This is a genomic window from Burkholderia sp. CpTa8-5 (assembly GCF_017815045.1).
GTDB lineage: Bacteria > Pseudomonadota > Gammaproteobacteria > Burkholderiales > Burkholderiaceae > Burkholderia > Burkholderia sola.
The window spans coordinates 15,137-34,822 of sequence record NZ_JAGIQD010000017.1 but is presented as its reverse complement, the minus strand read 5'-3'; the positions used below and the strand labels follow the sequence as shown (position 1 = coordinate 34,822).

Sequence of the window (19,686 nt, the reverse complement as noted above, 5' to 3'; positions counted from 1 at the left end):
TTACGTGACGATGATCTCGACGCTGCGCGCGCCGTCGAAGCGGCTTTGCATCACTGCCTCGAGGCTGGTGCGCAACGTCGCCGCATGCTGTGAGATTAGTTCGCGCGAGCGTGCGTCCGTGGTGTCGAAGCGAAGCGTCAATTGGAAATGCGAAAGCGCGAGGTTCAACGTGCAGCCTGGCAGCAGCGCCGGATCGATGGGAATCGTGATCTGCCAGTCGCCGCTTGCGAACACGATCGGATTGGCGCAGAAGTCCGACACTTCGGCGACGATCGAATCGACGAACCGGTTCATGTCCTGGCCCGTGCGCGCCGGTGCCCGCACGGCGACCACGGCGTGCGGGCCGGCTGCTTCGGAGCGCTGCGGCTCGCGCGTGGCTTGAACGCGCGGCGTGGCCGGCGCAGCCGTCGATGGCCGGGCGTTGGGCGGCCTCTGCGGTGAAAGTGACGCCGCGCCGTGCACCGGCATCGGCGTCGGCGTGGGCATCGTCGAATATCCCGGTACATGCATGGGCGCATGCATGGCCGACTGCACCGGCAGGTGCATCGTCGAATGCATGGGCGGATGAATCGTCGCAGGCACCGGAGCCGGCACCGGCACCGGCGCTGCCGATCGAGCGTGCCCGGCAGCGTCATCGCGTTCGTCGCCGGAGCCAGCCTGTGCGTCGTCGTCGCGCTCGCCGCTGCCGGCATCGTCGCGATGGTCGTCCGCGGCGAACCCGGGGACCGGGTAGAGCGGTTCGGCTTGCTCGCCGAACGGAGGCTCGGCCGGTGCGGCGCATGGCGGCTCGTCGCCGGGCGTTTCCGATGCGCCGGCGCGCGCGCCTTCGCGCAGGCGCTGAAAAAGCGCGGCCTGGCGGCTCAACTGCGCGGCCGGCATCTCGGGTGCGGGGTCGGTGTGCGCGGCCGGCGCTGCGATGACGCGGGCGCGATGAGGGGGGCAGGTGTGCATGGCGCGGCTCGCTCGATCACATCGCCAGGCGGCCGACGGGCTGGAGATCGACATGCGCGCCGAGCTCCTGGTACGAATACACGGGCAGCCACGGCAGCCGCGCCTCGATCATCCGCTTGATGTAGCGCCGGATGTCCATCGACGCGACGAGCGCCAGCGGCTGCCGCGGCGTATCGCCGACGATGTCGGCGATCTTGCCGACGAGCTGGGCGATTTCGTCGGGCGGCAGCGCGAGGAAGTTGCCCGTGGGCGTCTGTTTGATCGACTGCCGGATGTGCTGCTCGACCTGAATGTCGACGAGTACGACGGGCAAATCCCGCACGCCACCCGTCGCGCGATAGGCGATGAGCCGGCCGAGCTCCATGCGGATGTATTCCGTCAACATCAGCATGTCCTTCTCCTTCGGTCCCCAGACGATCAGGCTTTCGGTGATGCTGCGGATATTGCGCACGGGCACGTCTTCCTCCAGCAGCCGGCGCAGCACGTCCGCCATCTTCTGCAGCGGCAGCGCCTTTTGTACTTCCGCGACGAGGCCCGGGTAGTCCTCGTTGAGCTGGTCGAGCATCCACTGTGCTTCCTGGATGCCGAGAAAGAGATGAGCATTGCGCCGCAGCAGGTCGATCGTGTGGCGTGCAATCAATGCTTCCGGGGGCGCCGCGGCGGCAGGCGCGTCCGCGGCGCCGCCGTCGGCCGCCGCGTGTACCGCGCGCGTTTCGGCGAGCGTGGTGCGCCCTTGCGGCACGTCGAAGATGAGCACTTCGTAACTGTCTTCGGGCAGCGTGCCGTCGGTCCACATCATGATGCCGGGGAACGGCAGGCCGACTCCCGATTGCAGCGCGTGGCGCTGGGCGTCGAACGCGCGGTCGAGCGCATCGGCCGCGAGACGCGCGCTGACGTCGGCGGCGAGGCGCACGCCGAGCGGGCAGGTGAACTGCGGCGGGCGTGGCAGGATCGACGGCGCGTCGCCCTTGGCGCCGGCGCGCTGCAGTGCGCCTACGGGCTTGCCGGCGCCTTTGGCCGGACCATCCTGCTTCTTCTGCAGACGGTAGCCGACGAAGCCGAGCAGCCCGGCGAGCAGCGCGAAGAGCGCCGCCGGAAAACCGGGCACGGCGGCGAAGCCGAGCAGCAGCAGCGCGGCGAAGTACAGCGCGCGCGAGCTGCTCGTGAACTGGCGCCTGATGTCTTCGCCGAGGGAGGAAGTTCCATGGTCGCCGCCTTCGTCCACGCGCGTGATCATGACGCCCGCGGCCACCGAGATCAGCAGCGACGGAATCTGCGAGACCATGGCGTCGCCGATCGAGAGGACCGAGAAGCGGTTGGCCGCGTCGCCGGCCGACATGCCGTGATAGGCGACGCCCACGGCGATGCCCGCGACGATGTTGATCATCGTGATCATGAGGCCGGCGATCGCATCGCCTTTCACGAATTTCATCGCGCCGTCCATGCCGCCATGCAATTGGCTTTCGATGGCAAGCCTCGCGCGTTTCCTGCGGGCTTCGTCCGGCGTCAGGATGTTCGCGCGCAGGTCGGCGTCGATGCTCATCTGTTTGCCGGGCAGCGCATCGAGCGTGAAGCGGGCCCCCACTTCGGCGACGCGCTCCGAGCCCTTGGCGATCACGATGAACTGCACGACGGAGATGATGACGAACACGACGAGGCCGACGACGAGATTGCCGCCCACGACGAGCTGGCCGAAGCTTTCGATGATTTCGCCGGCATCGGCGTGCAGCAGGATCGACTTCGTCGACGCGATATTCAGCGAGAGCCGGAACAGCGTCGTGAAGAGCAGCACGGACGGGAACGCCGACAGCGTGGCGATATGGCCCACGTACATCGTCACCATGAGCAGCGTGATGCTGATCATGATGTTGATCGCGAGCAGCCCGTCGATGATGGCGGGGGGCAGCGGCAGGATCATCAGCGAGACGATCGCGATCAGCAGGACGGCGATGCCGGCCTCGCCGATGCCGGGCAGTTTCATGGTCTTGAACATGTCCACTACTCCGTGGTGGCGGTTTGAGGCGCGAGGCCGTCCACCCAGCGAAGAATCGCGGCGACGACTTCGAACAGTTCCTCGGGAATCGGCTGATTGAGCGGCACCTTGTGCAGCATGCGCGCGACGGGCGGGTTCGCGACGATGGGCACGCGCGCGTGCATCGCCTGCTGGCGCAGCCGCAGCGCTTGCTCGTCGAGGCCCTTGGCGAGGACGACGGGCAGCGGAAACTCCGCCGGGTCGTAGCGCAGCGCGACCGCGTAGTGAACCGGGTTGACCACGACGACGTTCGCGCGCGCGACGCCGCCTTTCGGACCTTCCTGCGATATCTCCCTGGCCATGCGCTTGCGCTCGCCCTTGAGTTCGGGGTTGCCTTCGCTCTCCTTGTGCTCGCGCTTCACCTCGTCTTTCGACATCCGGTTCTTGCGGATGAAGAGCCACTTCTGCAGCTTGTAGTCGAACGCGCCGATGACGACGAACACGCCGAGCGCGACCACGACCACATGCATGAGCACGGACCACAGCACGCCGATCAACTGCGGTAGCGACTGATCGAGCGCGCTCGCCACCACGGGCATCGCGCTTTTGATCGTCTGCCACATGACGGCGACGAGAATCGCGGCCTTGCCGACCATCTTCGCGAGGTCGATCGCCGAGTTCATCGAAAAGATGCGCTGAAAGCCGGACCCGGGGCTGACCGACGCAAGCTTCGGCATGACGGCTTTCAGCGAAATCTTGAGTCCCGTCTGGGGGGCGAGCGCGATGATGGCGGCGACGAGCGCAACGGCCGCGATCCCGCACAGCAGGCCGAGCGTCTGCAGGCCGATATGAACGAGGATGGTCCAGAGGTCCTGCAACTCGCGCTCGCCGTGGGTGAAATCGACCGCCTCCTTGACGATCGCGCGCAGCGTATCGGCCAGATAGTGCTGGCCCGCCGTCAGCACGAGCACGATCGAGCCGAGCGACGCGACTTCGACCAGGTCGGAACTCTTCGCGACCTGGCCTTCCTCGCGGACTTTGTCCAGCTTCTTGTCTGTGGGCTCTTCGGTTTTCTCGTCGCTCATGACCGCTGTCCTTCGCTTGTCGCAGGCGCGCACCCGGGATGGGGCGCCCCGATGCAACGTTAGCGGCGCCGCGCTATCCGGCGCGACGGCGATGCGAAGCAAGGGCAGGGGCTGCGAAGCGAGGCGGCGCGACGGCGCGTCGCCCGGGCGCAGGCCACGCGAGCAAGGCGACCCGCGCGGCGGCGGGCACGCGCGAAGACGTCCGCGAAAGCGGCACGGACCGCCGCCCGTCGCACGCGGCGCTTCGCAATTCGTTGTGCGACTTCGTGCGCGGCACGTGGCGCGCCGATCGTGTTGCGTAACTTAGCGTCAACGGAAGGCCACGCCTCATCGGGTGCGGCCCATCGGATCGAATCTGATTTCGTTGGGGGAAAGGATGGACGTTCTGAAGGATCGGCCGCAGTGCCCATCGGGAGTCGTCGGCGCGATCGTCGACCTGGTCAGGGTGGCATTGGCCCGCGCAGGCACGCCGGCGCAAGTCGACATCGACGATCTCGAGCACCTCGTCGACGTGCTGCATCTGCTGCGCCCGGATTCCGCCGAATTCGCGTTTTTCGACGGCTGGCTGCATATGGTGCGCGAGGAATGGAGCGACGCCGAACGGCTCTTTCGCAATCTGGTCGAGCGCTCGGTCTGCCTGCCGGCCAGCAAGGGAATGTTGCTGCAGTGCCTGAAGGCCCGCCAGGAGTTCGGCTGGCAGGAGGAGGCCCGGCACCTGCTGGAGGAGGGCGGGAACGAAGAGGTTGAACGGCTCGCGAAGGTTCTGCTTGCGAGCGAGGAGCTGAAGCAGGCGGTCGCGACCGCGAAGCGCACGGGCCGCTTCGTTGCGCCGGATTCCGCGCTCGCGTTCGAAAACGGAGCGCACGCCGAAGACGGCGAAGCGGTCGCGACGCCGTCGTCCTCATCCAGCGACATGCTGCTGACGATGCAGTACATGCGCGTCTGAACCTGTTGCCCCTACCAGGAGAAACGAAATGAGCATCACGACTGCATCGCAACTCCAGTACGAACTGGCCCGCGTCACCGGCACGACGCCCGCGGCGCCGAATGCGGACGCGATATCGCAGCCGCTCGTCGACAAATTCCAGGCGATGATGGCTTCGGCGCCCCAGCATGCGGCAGCCGTCCACCCGACCGAGCGCGCGGACCTCGTGACGAAAGCAGTCGAGGAGCAGGCGGACTATTACCGGCAAGTGCCGAACGACGTGCTCTATATGACTCAGCATATGAGCGCGCTGTCGATGGAGCGCCTTGCCGCCGCCGACATGACCATCCAGCTCGAGATCGCCAGCCTGAACGCCGATCTGCAGGTGAAGATGGCGACCGTGCAGTCGTCGAAGGACGCCGTGCAGACGCTCATGAAGAACCAATAACTTGACTCCCCGTCCTGAAGGACAGGGCTTCTCGGAGCAACTGATGAAACCGAACCTCATGCCTTCGAGGCTGCACTCCGCATGGCGGCTCGTCGCGGTGGCGGCGCTCGTGCTGTCGCTTGCGGCCTGCAAGCAGGAACTCTACGGGCAATTGACCGAAAGCGACTGCAACGAAATGGCGGCCGCGCTGCTGATGTCCGGCGTCGACGCGCAAAAGAGCACGCCCGATGGCGGCAAGACCTGGTCGGTCAGCGTTGACGAAAAGCAGATCGTGCATGCGGTGGAAGTGCTGCGCGCACGCGGCCTGCCGCGCAAGAAATTCGACGACCTCGGCTCGCTGTTCAAGAAGGACGGGCTCGTTTCCACGCCGACCGAGGAGCGCGTGCGCTTCATTTACGGTTTGTCGCAGGAACTCGACGACACGTTGTCGAAGATCGACGGCGTGGTCGTGGCGCGCGTGCAGATCGTGCTGCCGAACAACGACCCGCTCGCACAGTCGGTCAAGCCGTCGTCCGCATCGGTTTTCATCAAGTACCGGCCCGACGCGAATCTCGAGCGGATGACGCCGGCGATCAAGAACCTGGTCGTGCACAGCATAGAGGGGCTGACCTACGATCAGGTCAGCGTGACCAGCGTGCCGGCCGATGCGCTCGATCCGCCCGCCCACCCGCACCGCCAGGACGGCTGGGTCGTCTATGCGGGCGGCGCGCTCGGCTTGCTGCTGTTGACGATCGCCGGCGGCTTCGCGCTGTTGCGCGGCAACCTGCTCAAGGGCGGCGGCGGACTTGCGGGGCTGCTCGCGCGCCGGGCGGGGCGTGCAGCGAAAGCGCCGGCATGACCGTCGATCCGAACGATCGCGTGGCCGGCATGGCAAGCATGGGTGAGCCCATGATGAGCGCATACGACGCAGCCGATGCATACGATGCAGCTGCCGACAGCGTTGCCGCCCCGCACGGCGAGACGCCGGCGGCCGTGGCGGCGAGACTGGCCGCCTACCATCGGCGCCGGCGGACGCTGTTCGACTGGATGCATCCGGCGTGGCTTGCACGCGTGCCCGGTGCGGACCGAATCGGCGCATGCAGCCCCGCGCAGGCCGAGGCGCTTGCCGATGCGCTGCTCGACGAATGGGGCATGCCGGTGCCGCCGCTTGCCGCGTTCAACGCGCCGGAAACGGCGCTTGCGTTGCTGCCGGCGCACGATTGTCTGACCGTATTTCGCTTGCGCGCGCTCGTGGAGCAGGCGGAGCCGTTGCGCGCGTGGATCGACCGGCCGCGTCGCGAGAAGTTGACGGGCTGGATCGGGGCGCGCGGCGTCAATCTGCTCTTCGCGCGCGGGCGCGAGCTTGCCGGCGATGCGGTCTCGCTCGCCGCGCGCGCGCACCACGCGGCAGCGGTCATGCAAGTGCCGCTCGACGCCGCCGATGGCGATGACCTCGCGTGGCTCGGCTTTCGGCTGTTCGCGCGCGACCGCCGATGGGCGCCGGGCGGCCCGCTCGCGATCATGCGGTTGGCCATGCCGGCGCGCGACGACGGGGGGCCGTTGCCGTTCCCTTCGTTGCCGCCGTCGCTACCGTCTCCGGAAGGCTCGAGCCCGAGCCTTTCGATCGTCTCGCAACTGCCCGACTTGTTTCCGGAGGGGTCATGGTGATCTGGTTACGCAATCCGCAGGCCGAAGGCACGGACCTCGGGGTGGGCGTCGAAGGCGACGTCCTGCGTCATGAACGCGTCGCGGCGATCGTCGAGATCGATGCGGCGTACGCCGAGATGCGCCGGCAATGCGACGAGGCGCTGGACGCGGCGCGCGCCCAGGCCCGCATGCTGCTCGACGAAGCCCGCACCCGCGCGGACGAGCTCGTCGAGCGCGCCATGCGCGAGTTCGCGCAAGCGGCCGAGCGGGGCTACGACGACGGTTTGCAGCGGGGGCTGACCGATTGGCACGAACGCGCGGCGGCCGCGCATGCCGAAGCCTGCCGGCTCGCGCCCGGGCAGCATGACCGGCTGGCCGGGCTGGTGACGCTGGCGGTCGAGCAGATCGTCGCGTCAGTGGAGCCCGAAGCGCTTTTCGCCCGCGCGGCCGCGACGGTCGAGCGGATCGTCGCCGACGGCAGCCCCGTTCATCTGCGTGTTCATCCGTCGGATCTGGCCGCGGCGAGCGCGGCCTTCGACGAAGCGGCCGCGGCGTGGCGCGAGGCCGGGCGTTCCGTGCGGCTGTGCGTGGCGGCCGACGCGACGCTTGCGCCCGGCGCATGCGTCGCCGAAACCGACCTGGGCGCGATCGACGCGAGCTTGTCGTTGCACTTGGCGGCGATGCGCGATTCCCTGGCGCGCGCGGTGCGAAGCGTGACGGAGGGCCCATCGCGCGACGCGCCGGATGCGCGGCCCGGGGATGACGCACGAGCCGTCGACGCGCAGACCGGTTTCGCGGGCAACGACGAGGGGCCGATCGGCGAGTACGCCGTCGGAGCCGGCGAGGGCCTGGCGGACCCGGATGCGCGCGCGGACGACGGTGGCGACGGCGACATCAGCGACATCGGCAACATCGGCGACGAAGAAGGTTGGCAAGACGAGGCCGCGGCCGTGCAAACGGCGGGCGACCTGCGCGACGAGGGTTGGACCGATGCCGCGTATGCCGACGCCGACGCGATGTCCATCTGAACCCGCCTTCGCGCGGCACGGGGAATAAGACATGACAAGGAAAGGAGCGCCATGATCGACAGCGCGGACGGTTTCGAAACCGACGAAGCGAGCGGGGTGCCCATCGCGCAGCTACGGGAGGTACGCGGCTTCTCGGCGCTGATGGATGCGATGGAGCGCGAACTGCGCGCCCGCCCACAACCCGCCGCATGCGGCAAGGTCCAGGAAGTGATCGGCACGCTCGTACGCGTATCGGGGCTCGATGCGACGCTCGGCGAGCTATGCGAGCTGCGCTCGCCCGAAGGCGCGTTGCTGCAGCGTGCCGAGGTGGTCGGCTTCTCGCGCGACGTCGCGCTGCTCTCGCCGTTCGGCCGGCTCGGCAGCGTGTCGCGGGCGACACGCGTGGTGGGACTCCGGCGTCCGCTTTCGCTGCGCATCGGCCCCCGCCTGCTCGGCCGCGTGATCGACAGCCTGGGCGAGCCGATCGACGGCAAGGGGCCGCTCGAATGCGACGAGTGGCAGCCCGTCATCGCCGATCCGCCCGATCCGATGTCGCGGCCCGTCGTCGATACCCCGATGCCGACGGGCGTGCGCGTCGTCGACGGCATGATGACGCTGGCCGAGGGCCAGCGCATGGGCATCTTCGCGCCGGCGGGCGTCGGCAAGAGTACGTTGATGGGCATGTTCGCGCGCGGGGCCCGCTGCGACGTCAACGTGATCGCGTTGATCGGGGAGCGCGGCCGCGAAGTGCGCGAATTCTGCGAGCACATTCTCGGGCCCGAGGGAATGGCCCGCTCGGTCGTCGTCTGCGCGACGTCGGACCGCTCGTCGATCGAGCGCGCGAAGGCCGCTTATGCGGCAACGGCGGTGGCCGAATACTTCCGCGACCGCGGCATGCGTGTGCTGCTGATGATGGATTCGCTGACGCGCTTTGCGCGCGCACAGCGCGAAATCGGCCTGGCGATGGGCGAGCCGCCGACGCGGCGCGGCTTTCCTCCGTCGATCTTCGCGGAGCTGCCGCGGCTGCTGGAGCGCGCGGGCCGCTCGGAGCACGGCTCGATCACCGCCCTTTATACCGTGCTGGCCGAGGACGAATCGGGCGGCGACCCGATCGCCGAGGAAGTACGGGGCATTCTCGACGGCCACATGATTCTTTCGCGCGAGATTGCGGCACAGAACCGCTATCCGGCGATCGACGTGCTCGGCAGTCTTTCGCGCGTGATGACGCAGGTGGTGCCGCGCGAGCACGTGGCGGCGGCGGGACACGTGCGGCGGTTGATGGCCAAGCACAAGGAGGTCGAATTGCTGCTGCAGGTGGGCGAGTATCAGAGCGGCACCGATGCGCTTGCCGACGAAGCCATCGCGAAGATCGACGCGATTCGGGCTTTCCTCGGCCAACCGACCGATCTGCTCGTCGACCCGAACGACACGCTCGCGGCCCTCGGCGAGATCGTGCAGTCCTGATGCCGGAGGCAAGCGATGAAAGACCGCCGCGTTGCCGCGTTCGAGCGCGTGCTCTCGCGCCGCCGCCAGCTCGATCGCAAGCTCAATGCGGCGCTCGGCGCTTTGCGCGGCGAGCTGCAGGCGCTCATGGACGCCCTGGAGGAAAGCCGCGCGGCGGTGCGCGCGCATGCGGCCGGGCTCGCCGCGCACGACGGCAAGATCGACGCGATGCTGGGCAGCGTTTCCTTCCGGGCGGACGCGTATCTGAAGCTGCGCGAATTCCGCTCGCACGCGGCCGAGCAGCACGCGATGCTCGAGGCCCGGGCGGCGCAGGCCGGGCAGGCGCTGGCGGCGAAGGAGGCACAGATCGGTGCGCTGCGCACGGAGATCCTGCGCAACCGTGCCCGCATCGACATCTACGAGAAGCGGCGCGACACGCTCGTCAAGGCGATCGAGCTCGCGATCGAGGACGCGCAGGACGAGGAAACATCGGAGAGCCGCCGGCCCAGCCCGGCGTTTTGAGCCGGCGAGCACGCCCGCAAGCCGCGCATCCATTGAACGACAGGCGACTGAAATGAGCGAGATTACCTTCGCATCGATCGAATCGAGCCATCAACTGGTCAGGTTTCTGATCGTGCTGGGCCTTTGCAGCGAACGATTGATGGTCCTGATGATGATTTTTCCGCCGACGTCCGACAACGTCGTGCAAGGCCGCGTGCGCACCGCGCTGGCGCTGCTGTGGGGCAGCTTCATCGCCTACGGGCAACGCGGCCTGCTCGAGCAGGGGGATGCGACGATGCTCGTGGGCATCGGGTTGAAGGAGGCGCTGATCGGCGTCGGCCTTGGCTTCGCGGCGTCGACGGTGTTCTGGGCCGCCGAGAGCGTCGGCACGTACGTCGACGATCTGACCGGTTTCAATCAACTGCAGATGCAGAACCCGAGCCAGGGGCAGCAGACGTCGCTGACTTCCACGCTCCTGAGCCAGTTCGCGATCGCGGCGTTCTGGTGTCTGGGCGGCATGACGTTCCTGCTCGGCGCGATCTACGAATCGTATACCTGGTGGCCGCTGGCGAACCTCATGCCGGCCGGGGGATCGGTACTCGAATCGTTCGTGCTGCTGAAGACCGACTCGCTGATGGAAACGGTGGCGAAGCTGGCCACGCCGATGATGCTGATGCTGCTGCTGATCGATATCGGCTTCGGCTTTACCGGGAAGGTGTCGCAAAAGCTCGATCTGCCGTCGCTGGCGCAGCCCGTGAAAGGCGCGCTCACGATTCTGATGCTCGCCCTGATGGCGGCGATTTTCATCGATCAGGTACGCGATCAGCTGTCGCTCGTGGGCATCGCGGCCGAGGCGAGGGCGCTCGCGGGCGGTAAGTGAAACGCGCTGAATGCGCGAGCGGGCGCAAGTATGCGTTCGACGATGGCGATTGACGGAAAAAGCCGGGAGAAGAGCATGATCGAGACGTTGAGCGACAACGCGATCGTTACGGGGATGATGGACGTGCTGTGGGCCGGTGCGGCGCTGGATACGTTTTCGGACGTTCAGGACCTGCTCGATGCGATGGCGGTGCTGCGTCCCGGGAACGGCGAAATGCGCGAGGTGCTGGCCTGGTGGCATGTGCGGGCACGCGCGTGGGGCGAGGCGCTGAGCGAATTGCGCAGGGTGGAGCGCGATGGCGCGCTGTCGTCGCGCGGCATGGCGCTCGCGGCTGTCTGTCTTTACGCGCTCGGCGATGCATCGTGGCGTACCTATGCCTACGCGGCGGCGTACAAATCCGATGACCCGATGGCGACGCGCACCGCTCAGGCGCTGCTCGCCGCGCCCGCGATCGGGCGCGGATAGCCGCCCGCGGCTGCGTCAAGCGGGGACCATCGCCCGTTTTTCGCGCCTGCACGGCCAGCGCCGCCAACTGCGTCGACGCTTCTTGCCCGGCAAGGCCCGCACGGCGCCGACCAGCGCGCCGCGAACGCCTGCCTCCGCGCTACCTGTCGATCCGCCCGCTATCGCACCGGGCGAGGCTGCACGGGTGACGTACTCGTACCGGTTGGCGGGGGCGTCCCGAACGCAGGCGGGTCGGTAAGCGCAGTTTTTGTTGAATTTTGGCGGGAAGCTGCACGCCGCGCCGACTCGCCGATTCGGAAAGTCCGGATCGATTCCGGGAAATTTCCTGACCGCAATGAACCGGGCAGATGCGACGATATTTCAACGTCTCGAGGTTGATTCGATCGATTTGTAGTTCGAATAGATGGATCGTTCGAGCCGTATGCCATGACGGCATTCCAGACACTTGAAATCAAGGAGCGCGCATGTCCTGGCTGCTGGCCACACTGCGACAATACCCGGAGATCGCGCTGTTCCTCTCGCTCGGCATCGGGTATTGGATCGGCGAAAAGCGCTACAAGGGATTCAGTCTCGGAACGGTGACGGCAACGCTGCTCGCGGCGGTCGCGATCGGACAAGCCGGCATTACGATTTCAGCCGACGTCAAATCGGTTTTTTTCCTGATGTTCCTGTTCGCGGTCGGTTATGGAGTCGGTCCGCAATTCGTTCGGGGCATCGCCAGGGATGGCTTGCCACAAGCCGTCTTTGCCGCCGTGCAGTGTGCGCTGTGCCTGGCCGCACCGGTCATCGCGGCGCGCATCGCCGGCTTCGATCCCGGTTCGGCCGCCGGACTCTACGCCGGTTCGCAGACGATCTCGGCGTCGATGGGCCTCGCGACCGACGCGATTGCCAAGCTGGGCCTGCCCACCGAGCAGACCCGCCCGCTGCTTGACGCCATGCCGACGGCCTATGCGGTGACCTATGTCTTCGGCACGGCCGGCTCCGCGCTGATCCTTGCCGTGCTCGGGCCCAGACTGCTGGGTATCGATCTGATCAACGCGTGCAAGGAGTATGAGGCGAGCTGCGGCGGCATGACGGAGGCAGCTCGAGACGGAACGGCCTGGCACGAATATGAATTGCGCGCGTATCGAATTCCGGTCAACGGCCGGATGGTCGGCATGCGTGTGGGGCAGGTGGAGGGCATGCAGATCGAATCGACACGTCTGTTCGTCGAACGCATCCGGCGCGGCGATGCAATCCATGATGCGACGCTGGATTTCGTGATGCAGGCGAACGACGTGGTCGCGATCGCCGGCCGCCGCAAACAGCTCGTGAACGTCCTTGGGCTTCGCGGGCAGGAGGTCGACGATCCCGATCTGCTGTCGGTTCCGGTGGAAGGCGTCGACGTCTACGTAACCAGCAAGCAGGCTGACGGCAAGACGCTTGCCGAGCTCGCGAAGCTGCCGGCGGCGCGCGGCGTGTATCTGCGGCGCATCAAGCGCGGCCCGGCGGAAACGCAGATCCCGGTGCTCCCGCGTACGAAGTTGCATCGCGGCGACACGATCACGATCGTCGGACGCACGCAGGACACTGCTGCGGCGGCGAATGCGCTCGGCGTGCCGGATCGCGCGACCACGCGGGCGGATATCGCATTCGCGGGCTTCGCGATGACGGTCGGTGCGCTGATCGGGGCAATCGTGATCGAGGTCGGTGCGGTGCCGATCACGCTGTCGACAGCGGGCGGTGTGCTGATTGCCGGCATCGCGTTCGGCTGGCTGCGCGCGATCCACCCGACTTTCGGGCGCATTCCCGAGCCGACGGTATGGTTCATGAATTCGGTCGGCCTGAACGTCTTCATCGCGGTTGTCGGCATCACGGCAGGGCCCGGTTTCGTCGCAGGACTGGAGCAACTCGGCATCAGCCTGTTCCTGTGGGGGATATTCTCGACCGCGGTTCCGCTGCTTGTCGGCATGTTGATCGCCAAATACGTGTTTCGCTTTCATCCCGCGATCCTGCTCGGTGTCTGCGCCGGTGCGAGGACCACGACCGCCGCGCTTGGCATGATCTGCGATGCGGCCAGGAGCCAGGTGCCGGCGCTCGGATACACGGTGACCTACGCGGTCGGCAATACGTTGCTGACCTTCTGGGGGATCGCCGTGATCATGCTCGTTTCGTGAAGCCAATTTATTTTGCAATCCAAAATCACAGGGAAATGAAAAGGATGAGCGAATTCGAATCCAGGCGAATGCGGCCTGCGGCCGGGGTGCGGCGCCGTATCACGAGGGCCGGTAAGTGCGCCGGCCCGTCGAATGCCGGGCGGCGCGGCTGCCGTCGTCGACATACGGCACGCCACCCCGTATTTTCTCGGAAGACAGGAGTAGAGAATGAATGACCGGAACGACAACATGACGCCCTACGACGAGTTCAACGCGGAGATTCGCGACGACTGCTTTCCCGAGCGCGGCATGTCCGCACGTGCTGCGGCCGCGCTCGTGATCAGCGACGAGTGGACCGATGCCAATCCGATGCTGAACATGTCGTCCTTCGTGACGACCTTCGCGGAACCGGAGGCCGTCGACGTGGCCAGGCGCAACATGTTCAAGAATCATGTCGACCACGACATGTATCCGCAGCTCTTCGAGATGGAAACGCGCATGGTGAAGTGGCTGCACCGGCTCTGGAACGGGCCGAAGGGCGTCGAGCCCTACGGCGCGGCGACCATCGGCTCGTCGGAAGCATGCATGCTCGCGGGTCTCGCTCACAAGTGGAACTGGCGCTGCAAGCGCGAGAAGGAAGGCAAGGACGCCAATCGGCCGAACCTCGTGACGGGCGGCAACGTCCAGATCGTCTGGAAGAAGTTCTTCCGCTATTTCGACGTCGAGCCGCGCGTCGTGCCGCTCCGGCCGGGCAACTATCGGTTGACCGCGGATCAGCTCGACAAGTATGTCGACGAGAACACGATCGCGGTCGTCGCGATCGCGGGTCAGACGTTTACCGGCGAGGACGACGATATCCAGGAGATCCACGCATGGCTCGACGGATATGAACAGCGAACCGGCATTTCGATTCCGCTGCATATCGACGGGGCATCGGGCGGGTTCGTGAATCCGTTCCTGTATCCGGACTATGCATGGGATTTCCGTTTGCCGCGGGTGCAATCGATCAATGCGTCCGGACACAAGTACGGGCTCACGCCGCCGGGGCTCGGCTGGCTTGTATTCCGCGAGCGACGGGTGTTCAACGAGGAACTCGTGTTCTATGTCAACTATCTGGGCGGCGAGATGCCGACGGCGACCCTGAATTTCAGCCGCAACGGCGCACCGATCGCCGTGCAGTACTACCAGTTTCTGCGCCTCGGTTTCGACGGCTACAGAAGAATCCTGCGGCATACGCTCGACAACGCGATCGCCCTGCGCGGGATGCTCGTCGACAGCGGGTATTTCACGGTCATGAATGAAACGCAGCGCATTCCCGTCGTGGCGGTGACGCTCGACGCGAGGATCACGAAATTCAACGAATTCGACGTGTCCGCGAAAGTGCGGGAGAAAGGCTGGGTGCTGTCCGCCTATTCGATGCCGGCCGATGCGGAAGCCGTGACGAGCCTGCGCATCGTCGTGCGGCCGCACATCAATCGCAACGCGGTGCAGTTGCTCGGCCGGGACATCGTCGATGCATGCCGGTTCCTCGACGAGCACGGCGGCCATGCGACGCCGCCGAGGTTTCATGCGCACGCGCAGCGGCAGTCGTCGCCGGCCAAGTGCTGAGCGGATCGCGTATCGACCGACGGCGCCGCGGTGGGCCGGCCGGGTCCGTGGCGCATGTGCGGCACGGGCTCCGGCCGGTCGCGAGCGGGGCGAAGCGCGGCACGCGGGCGCGGGGCGCCGGGTGCGAGGCGCGGTCGCGATCAGAGGAGATGATGTGCCTTTGCGAACGCGGCCAGGTCGATGATGTTCGTCAAGCCGAGTTTGGTCAGGATGTTGGCCTTGTGCGTGCTGATCGTCTTGTTGCTGAGCGAGAGCGTCTCGCCGATTTCCTTGTTGGTGCGTCCTTGTGCGAGATAGCGCAACACGGACTGTTCACGCCTGCTCAGGCGCGCAATCTGAACGTCGTCAGGGTTGTCGGACGTCATTTCGACGGGAAAGCAATTGAAGCCGGCCATGGCCGCCTTGACCCCGCTCAGGATGTGCGACGCGCCGAGGCACTTGCTCACGTAACCGTTCGCTCCCACGACGCGGCATCGTGCCGCGTATTGCTCGGCAGGAAACGACGAAATCACGAGTATTTTCACGGCGGTGTCGACAGCGCGTATGCGCTGGATCAGATCGATCCCGTCCAGTCCGGGCAGGTGAAGATCGATGACAAGCAGGTCGGGTTTGAGATCGCGGTAGAGCGCGAGGCCGGCGGTACCGTCCTGCGCGGTCCCGACCACCTTCAGGAGCGGATCGCGCTCCAGAATGCTCGTCAGTGCCAGGATTATCGCGGGGTGGTCGTCAATCAACGCTACACGATGCATGTCGGTCTCCATTCTGAAGGGAGGGGCGGTCCGCCAAAGCCCGCGCCGCAGACATCGCCAGGAAGGAATTGCGGGAGGGGCCCACTATGGCAAGCGCGAGCCGGAACCGCCGTGCCGTCGTTCCGAGGCGGCCGGCCGGGTGATCTGCAAAACCGCGAAACTGCGAGATGGCGGCGGATACGGATGCTCGAATGCCGGCGGCCGTGCGCATATCGATATTGTGGTGATGGGTGGCGCGCCGCTTCGCACGGAAATGTCGGAAACGGGGTAGGAAACGTCTCGGCCCGTCGAATTGCCGCGGTACGCGTATGCCGCGGCGATACCGCAGCCGGTCTGGGCGTGACGGGAACCGGAGGGCGAAGCCGCGAGTCAATCACGCCGCGATATCGTGCGAGCGAGGGCGCGGAAAACTTGATCGGTAAAAGCACTGAAACGCAGTGAATTTTTTCCCGGCTATAGTGGCAAGACTGAAGGTAGATGCGGCGCGTTTTGCCGGTACCGATCAGGTCATGACTGTAGACGGGTGCTGCATGAAAAATACAATTGAAAAGACCGCCGGACCCATTTGGGGCGTGGCCGCAGGATTGCTTCTCGCGGTGGCAGGATTGAGCCTCGGCATCTTCCCGAAGTCCTTGCACAGCTCGGGAAGCGCGAACGACTTCATGGCGTCCGGCGTGGCGATGCTGGGCATCTTCCTCGTCGTCTATTCCACGCACGAACTGCGAAGAAAGCGCGCGCACTGAGCGTTCCCGCGCGGCCCCACGACATTCGACGCGAGCCGGCCGACGGCTCGGCATGCGCTCGCCGTCGACGCGCTACGCGTTGCGGATTTCGTGGTTGTAGACGAGTTCGACGATGCGTTTCGTCGGGATGCTCGCGCGCAGCGCATCGACGCCGTCGATCGGAAACCACTTGCATTTCTCGATCTCGTTGTTCGGTTGCGGCGTGTGGTCCGGGCCCACTTCCGCGAAGAACACGTGGTGGATCTTCGCGAGCCCGGTGAACTGCATCGAGTACACGAGAGGCTGGCCGGTGATGCCGGTTTCTTCGCGCAACTCGCGATGCGCGGCTTCGAGCGGCGTCTCGCCGCGCTTGATCGTGCCGCCGGGTAGCGCCCAGCGCGACGATGCCCGTGCGACGAGCAGGACTTGCTCGCCGCGGTAGCAGACGACGGTCGCGCGTTCCTTGACAGGGACGGCGCTCGCTTCGGAGGGCTGGTTGGGCGCTGGTGCTTGGGGCATGCCGTGATTCTAACCAGCGTCGCGCATTCGGCCAAGCCGACGCCGGGCGCGGCGTCGCGCCGGTTCGAAACGACAGCCGCGACGGCGCGACCGCGGGCCGCCGGCCGGCAGGCGGCCATGGCCGGGCGGCCAGCCAGCCGCCGAAGCGGCCCCTCGTGTCGCTCCGCGCACCGGGAAAGGCGCGATCCCGGTGCGTGCAGTTGCGTGGTTTCATTGGCCGGGCATCCGGGACATGTCCACGTAGATCACTTCCCAGATGTGGCCGTCCGGATCCTCGAAGCTGCGGCCGTACAAGAAGCCGAGATCCTGGCGCGCATTGACGTCCGCCTGTCCGCCGTGCGTACCGGCGGTATCGGTCATCTTGTCCACGGTGTCGCGATCTTCCACGTTCAGCGCGAGCATGACCTCGCTTTCGCGTCGGGAGTCGGCAATGGGCTTTTTCGTGAAATGCGCCCATTTTTCGGGGGTCATCAGCATCACGAAGAGTGTGTCGGTCAATACCATGCACGAACTCGTTTCGTCGCTGAATTGCGGATTCATGCGGGCACCGAGGGCCGTATAGAACTCAGTCGCCTTCGGCAGGTCCTGTACCGGCAGGTTGATGAACAGTTGCGTGGGCATCGCTGTTTTTTCCCTTTTCGTGAAATTTGGCACGGTCGGGCCGGCCGCGGCATCGCCAGAACGGCGGTCGCGCCGCGGATCGTCAGACGAGGTGCAGGCCGCCGTCGCATTCGATCACGCTACCCGTCGTGTAGCCGTTTCCGATCAGGAAGGCGATAGCGTGCGCGACATCGTCCGGCTGACCGACGCGTCCGACCGGCAATTCGCTTGCATGCCGTTCGAAGAATGCCTGCCGGGCCTCGTCGGGCACGCTGTTCCACCACGGCGTCTTCACGACACCGGGGGACACTGCGTTGACCCGCGTGGGCGCCAGTTCGCGCGCCAGCACCGGCACCATCGCTTCGATCGCGGCATTGATCGCGGCGAGGCCGCTGGTGCCCGGGTTGGCGATACGTGCGGAAATCGCGGTCACGAACGTGATGCTGCCGCCGGTCCGTAGTACCGGCAGCACAGCCTGCGCGGCCTGAACGTGGGGCCAGAATTTTGCTTCGAAGCCGCGCCTCAGCGACGCCAGATCGAGGTCCTTGAACGGGCCGGCTCCGTCGCCGCCGCTCAATGCGATCACCAGATGGTCGATGATTCCGACGCTCGCGAAGAAGCGGTCCAACTGCTCGCGCTGCGCGCCATCGAATGCGTCGACGCGCAGCAACCCTTCAGTCGACGCGCGCACGGCCTCGAGCTTGTCCGCGTCACGTCCCGTGGCGATCACTTCGTGGCCGGCGGCGGCCAGGCGCCGGACGGCAGCCAGGCCTATGCCGGATGACCCTCCCAATACCACGACCTTGCCGAACTCATTGTCCATTGCACGCCTCCGATGTTCGCGCTGCGGCGGTTGCAGCGATCGGGGATAGCATGCATGCTAGGGTGACTATCACTCCAATCGTTTAGTGTGATGCCATCCATCATCGAAAATGATCTGCGTCGCTTCGACCTGAATCTGCTGCTCGTCTTCCATGCGCTCATGCAGGAGCGCCATGTCACGCGCGCGGCGCAACGGCTGTTTCTCGGCCAGCCCGCGGTGAGCGGCGCACTGAAGCGGCTTCGCGCGGCGTTTGGCGACGAGTTGTTCGTGCGCGGTCGTTCGGGAATGGAGCCCACCCACCGCGCGCTGGAGCTTTCGCGGCAGATCGATGCGCTGCTGATCGGGCTTCACGAGAGCATGCGGGCTGGTGAGCCGTTCGATGCGCGGAACGCGAGCCGCACGTTCCGGATAGGTGTGTCGGAAGCGATCGCGGTCACGCTGTTTCCGGCCCTGCTGAACATGCTTGCCGCCGAGGCGCCGGGCGTGAAGCTCGTCTCGCTGGATACGGATTGCCACCGGGTTTCCAGCATGTTCGAGCGCAACGAGATCGAGATTGCATTGGGCGTGTTCAACGAATGCGCGCAATGGCAGGAGCAGCGTGCGCTGCTCGACTGGCGTTTTGTCTGCCTCTACAACCCGAAGTTGATCCGGCCACGCGGCGAAGCATTGAGCTTGCGCGAGTTCCTCGCGTATCCGCATGCGCTCACGTCGTTCAAGGGAGAGCTGCGTGGATTCATCGACGAACGGCTGGAGGCGATGGGCAAGCAACGGCGCGTGATATTTTCCAATCCGCACTTTGCCACCCAGCCTTTCATCGCACGCGACAACCCGGTGCTGGTAACGGTGCCGGACTACATCGCCCGTATCTGGAGCCGCAGCCTGGGTTTGCGCATCAGTCCGTTGCCGTTCGATACGCCGATGCATCAGGTCAGCGCGTTGTGGAAGACCGCGCATCACGGAGACAGCGGCCTGCGTTGGCTCATCGGTTTGACCGAACGGGCGGCCCGGATGAGTTGAGCGTGGTGGACACGCGCGAGCCGGTGTCGAATCCCGCGCCGTTGTCCCGCTCGCGGACCGTTCCGTCCCGGGAACATCGTCGATGCCGGCTCGATCGCGGCGCGTCCGCGCATCGCATACCGGCCTGAATCAGCGTGGGAACGATTCGCTTACCGAAAGAAAAACCGCGCCCCCCGGACGCTCCGGAAATGGCGCGGTTTCACCGATCGA

At 66.1% G+C, this 19,686-nt stretch carries 20 protein-coding genes; 13 read left to right on the top strand and 7 right to left on the bottom strand.

All coding sequences use genetic code 11. The features are described 5' to 3' along the window. Genes sctP through sctU form a run of 3 tightly spaced genes read right to left on the bottom strand, consistent with a single transcriptional unit; the run spans position 1 to position 4,008 of the window. Positions 1–1,005 (bottom strand): type III secretion system protein SctP, encoded by a 1,005-nt coding sequence (sctP, locus tag J8I35_RS23555; RefSeq protein WP_245170388.1) that lies wholly within the window; start codon positions 1,003–1,005, stop codon positions 1–3. Next, the gene (locus J8I35_RS23550) at positions 968–2,944 is read right to left on the bottom strand and encodes an FHIPEP family type III secretion protein (RefSeq protein ID WP_209927237.1); all 1,977 of its coding nucleotides are present in this window, start codon (positions 2,942–2,944) and stop codon (positions 968–970) included. The genes sctP and J8I35_RS23550 overlap by 38 nt, the downstream gene beginning before the upstream one ends. Positions 2,945–2,949: 5 nt before the next feature. Continuing rightward, the gene (gene sctU, locus J8I35_RS23545; protein WP_050011155.1) at positions 2,950–4,008 is read right to left on the bottom strand and encodes a type III secretion system export apparatus subunit SctU; all 1,059 of its coding nucleotides are present in this window, start codon (positions 4,006–4,008) and stop codon (positions 2,950–2,952) included. 334 nt (positions 4,009–4,342) lie between these two features. Here sctU and J8I35_RS23540 point away from each other — a divergent pair, with 334 nt between their 5' ends. The 11 genes from J8I35_RS23540 to J8I35_RS23490 all read left to right on the top strand — a co-directional run bounded on the left by J8I35_RS23540 (position 4,343) and on the right by J8I35_RS23490 (position 15,046). Then, positions 4,343–4,954, top strand: coding sequence for an HrpB1 family type III secretion system apparatus protein (locus J8I35_RS23540; RefSeq protein ID WP_260429635.1), 612 nt, complete (start codon positions 4,343–4,345; stop codon positions 4,952–4,954). A 28-nt stretch (positions 4,955–4,982) separates the two neighbouring features. Further along, positions 4,983–5,381 (top strand): serine kinase, encoded by a 399-nt coding sequence (locus J8I35_RS23535; RefSeq protein ID WP_050011153.1) that lies wholly within the window; start codon positions 4,983–4,985, stop codon positions 5,379–5,381. 43 nt (positions 5,382–5,424) lie between these two features. Further along, on the top strand, positions 5,425–6,219 hold the full coding sequence (gene sctJ / locus J8I35_RS23530) for a type III secretion inner membrane ring lipoprotein SctJ (RefSeq protein WP_050011152.1): 795 nt from the start codon (positions 5,425–5,427) through the stop codon (positions 6,217–6,219). Beyond that, a complete protein-coding gene (locus tag J8I35_RS23525) occupies positions 6,216–7,028 on the top strand; it encodes a type III secretion protein HrpB4 (RefSeq protein WP_245170387.1) in 813 nt (270 codons plus the stop codon). Before sctJ ends, J8I35_RS23525 begins: the two co-directional genes overlap by 4 nt. Then, the gene (sctL, locus tag J8I35_RS23520; RefSeq protein WP_209927231.1) at positions 7,022–8,035 is read left to right on the top strand and encodes a type III secretion system stator protein SctL; all 1,014 of its coding nucleotides are present in this window, start codon (positions 7,022–7,024) and stop codon (positions 8,033–8,035) included. The genes J8I35_RS23525 and sctL overlap by 7 nt, the downstream gene beginning before the upstream one ends. A 51-nt stretch (positions 8,036–8,086) precedes the next feature. Continuing rightward, the gene (sctN, locus tag J8I35_RS23515) at positions 8,087–9,478 is read left to right on the top strand and encodes a type III secretion system ATPase SctN (protein WP_209927221.1); all 1,392 of its coding nucleotides are present in this window, start codon (positions 8,087–8,089) and stop codon (positions 9,476–9,478) included. 15 nt (positions 9,479–9,493) lie between these two features. Beyond that, positions 9,494–9,979 carry a type III secretion system protein gene (locus J8I35_RS23510; protein ID WP_209927219.1) on the top strand — a complete coding sequence of 162 codons (486 nt, stop codon included), beginning with the start codon at positions 9,494–9,496 and terminating at the stop codon, positions 9,977–9,979. A 52-nt stretch (positions 9,980–10,031) separates the two neighbouring features. Then, entirely contained in the window at positions 10,032–10,838 is an 807-nt protein-coding gene (gene sctT, locus J8I35_RS23505) for a type III secretion system export apparatus subunit SctT (protein WP_050011149.1), read from the top strand. Between the two features lie 75 nt (positions 10,839–10,913). Continuing rightward, on the top strand, positions 10,914–11,303 hold the full coding sequence (locus tag J8I35_RS23500) for an HrpB1 family type III secretion system apparatus protein (protein ID WP_209927215.1): 390 nt from the start codon (positions 10,914–10,916) through the stop codon (positions 11,301–11,303). Positions 11,304–11,767: 464 nt separating this feature from the next. Further along, positions 11,768–13,459 carry an aspartate-alanine antiporter gene (gene aspT, locus J8I35_RS23495; RefSeq protein WP_209927209.1) on the top strand — a complete coding sequence of 564 codons (1,692 nt, stop codon included), beginning with the start codon at positions 11,768–11,770 and terminating at the stop codon, positions 13,457–13,459. 207 nt (positions 13,460–13,666) lie between these two features. After that, a complete protein-coding gene (locus J8I35_RS23490; RefSeq protein WP_209927204.1) occupies positions 13,667–15,046 on the top strand; it encodes a glutamate decarboxylase in 1,380 nt (459 codons plus the stop codon). A 140-nt stretch (positions 15,047–15,186) separates the two neighbouring features. Here the strand turns inward: J8I35_RS23490 and J8I35_RS23485 are convergent, their stop codons facing one another. Further along, complete coding sequence (locus J8I35_RS23485; RefSeq protein ID WP_209927199.1) at positions 15,187–15,795, bottom strand: response regulator transcription factor; 609 nt, start codon at positions 15,793–15,795, stop codon at positions 15,187–15,189. A 530-nt stretch (positions 15,796–16,325) separates the two neighbouring features. On the opposite strand from J8I35_RS23485, the gene J8I35_RS23480 reads away from it, so the two are divergent. Beyond that, a complete protein-coding gene (locus J8I35_RS23480) occupies positions 16,326–16,538 on the top strand; it encodes a hypothetical protein (RefSeq protein ID WP_209927326.1) in 213 nt (70 codons plus the stop codon). Between the two features lie 72 nt (positions 16,539–16,610). Here J8I35_RS23480 and J8I35_RS23475 read toward each other — a convergent pair whose 3' ends face one another. From J8I35_RS23475 to J8I35_RS23465, 3 genes are all read right to left on the bottom strand, one after another. Then, a complete protein-coding gene (locus tag J8I35_RS23475; protein WP_209927197.1) occupies positions 16,611–17,036 on the bottom strand; it encodes an NUDIX hydrolase in 426 nt (141 codons plus the stop codon). Positions 17,037–17,246: 210 nt separating this feature from the next. Next, positions 17,247–17,657, bottom strand: a complete 411-nt coding sequence (locus J8I35_RS23470) for a VOC family protein (protein WP_209927193.1) — start codon at positions 17,655–17,657, stop codon at positions 17,247–17,249. Between the two features lie 82 nt (positions 17,658–17,739). Then, entirely contained in the window at positions 17,740–18,459 is a 720-nt protein-coding gene (locus tag J8I35_RS23465; protein ID WP_209927189.1) for an SDR family oxidoreductase, read from the bottom strand. A gap of 90 nt (positions 18,460–18,549) precedes the next feature. Between J8I35_RS23465 and J8I35_RS23460 the strand changes: the two genes are divergently transcribed. Beyond that, positions 18,550–19,476 carry a LysR family transcriptional regulator gene (locus J8I35_RS23460; protein ID WP_209927183.1) on the top strand — a complete coding sequence of 309 codons (927 nt, stop codon included), beginning with the start codon at positions 18,550–18,552 and terminating at the stop codon, positions 19,474–19,476. Positions 19,477–19,686: the final 210 nt, after the last annotated feature.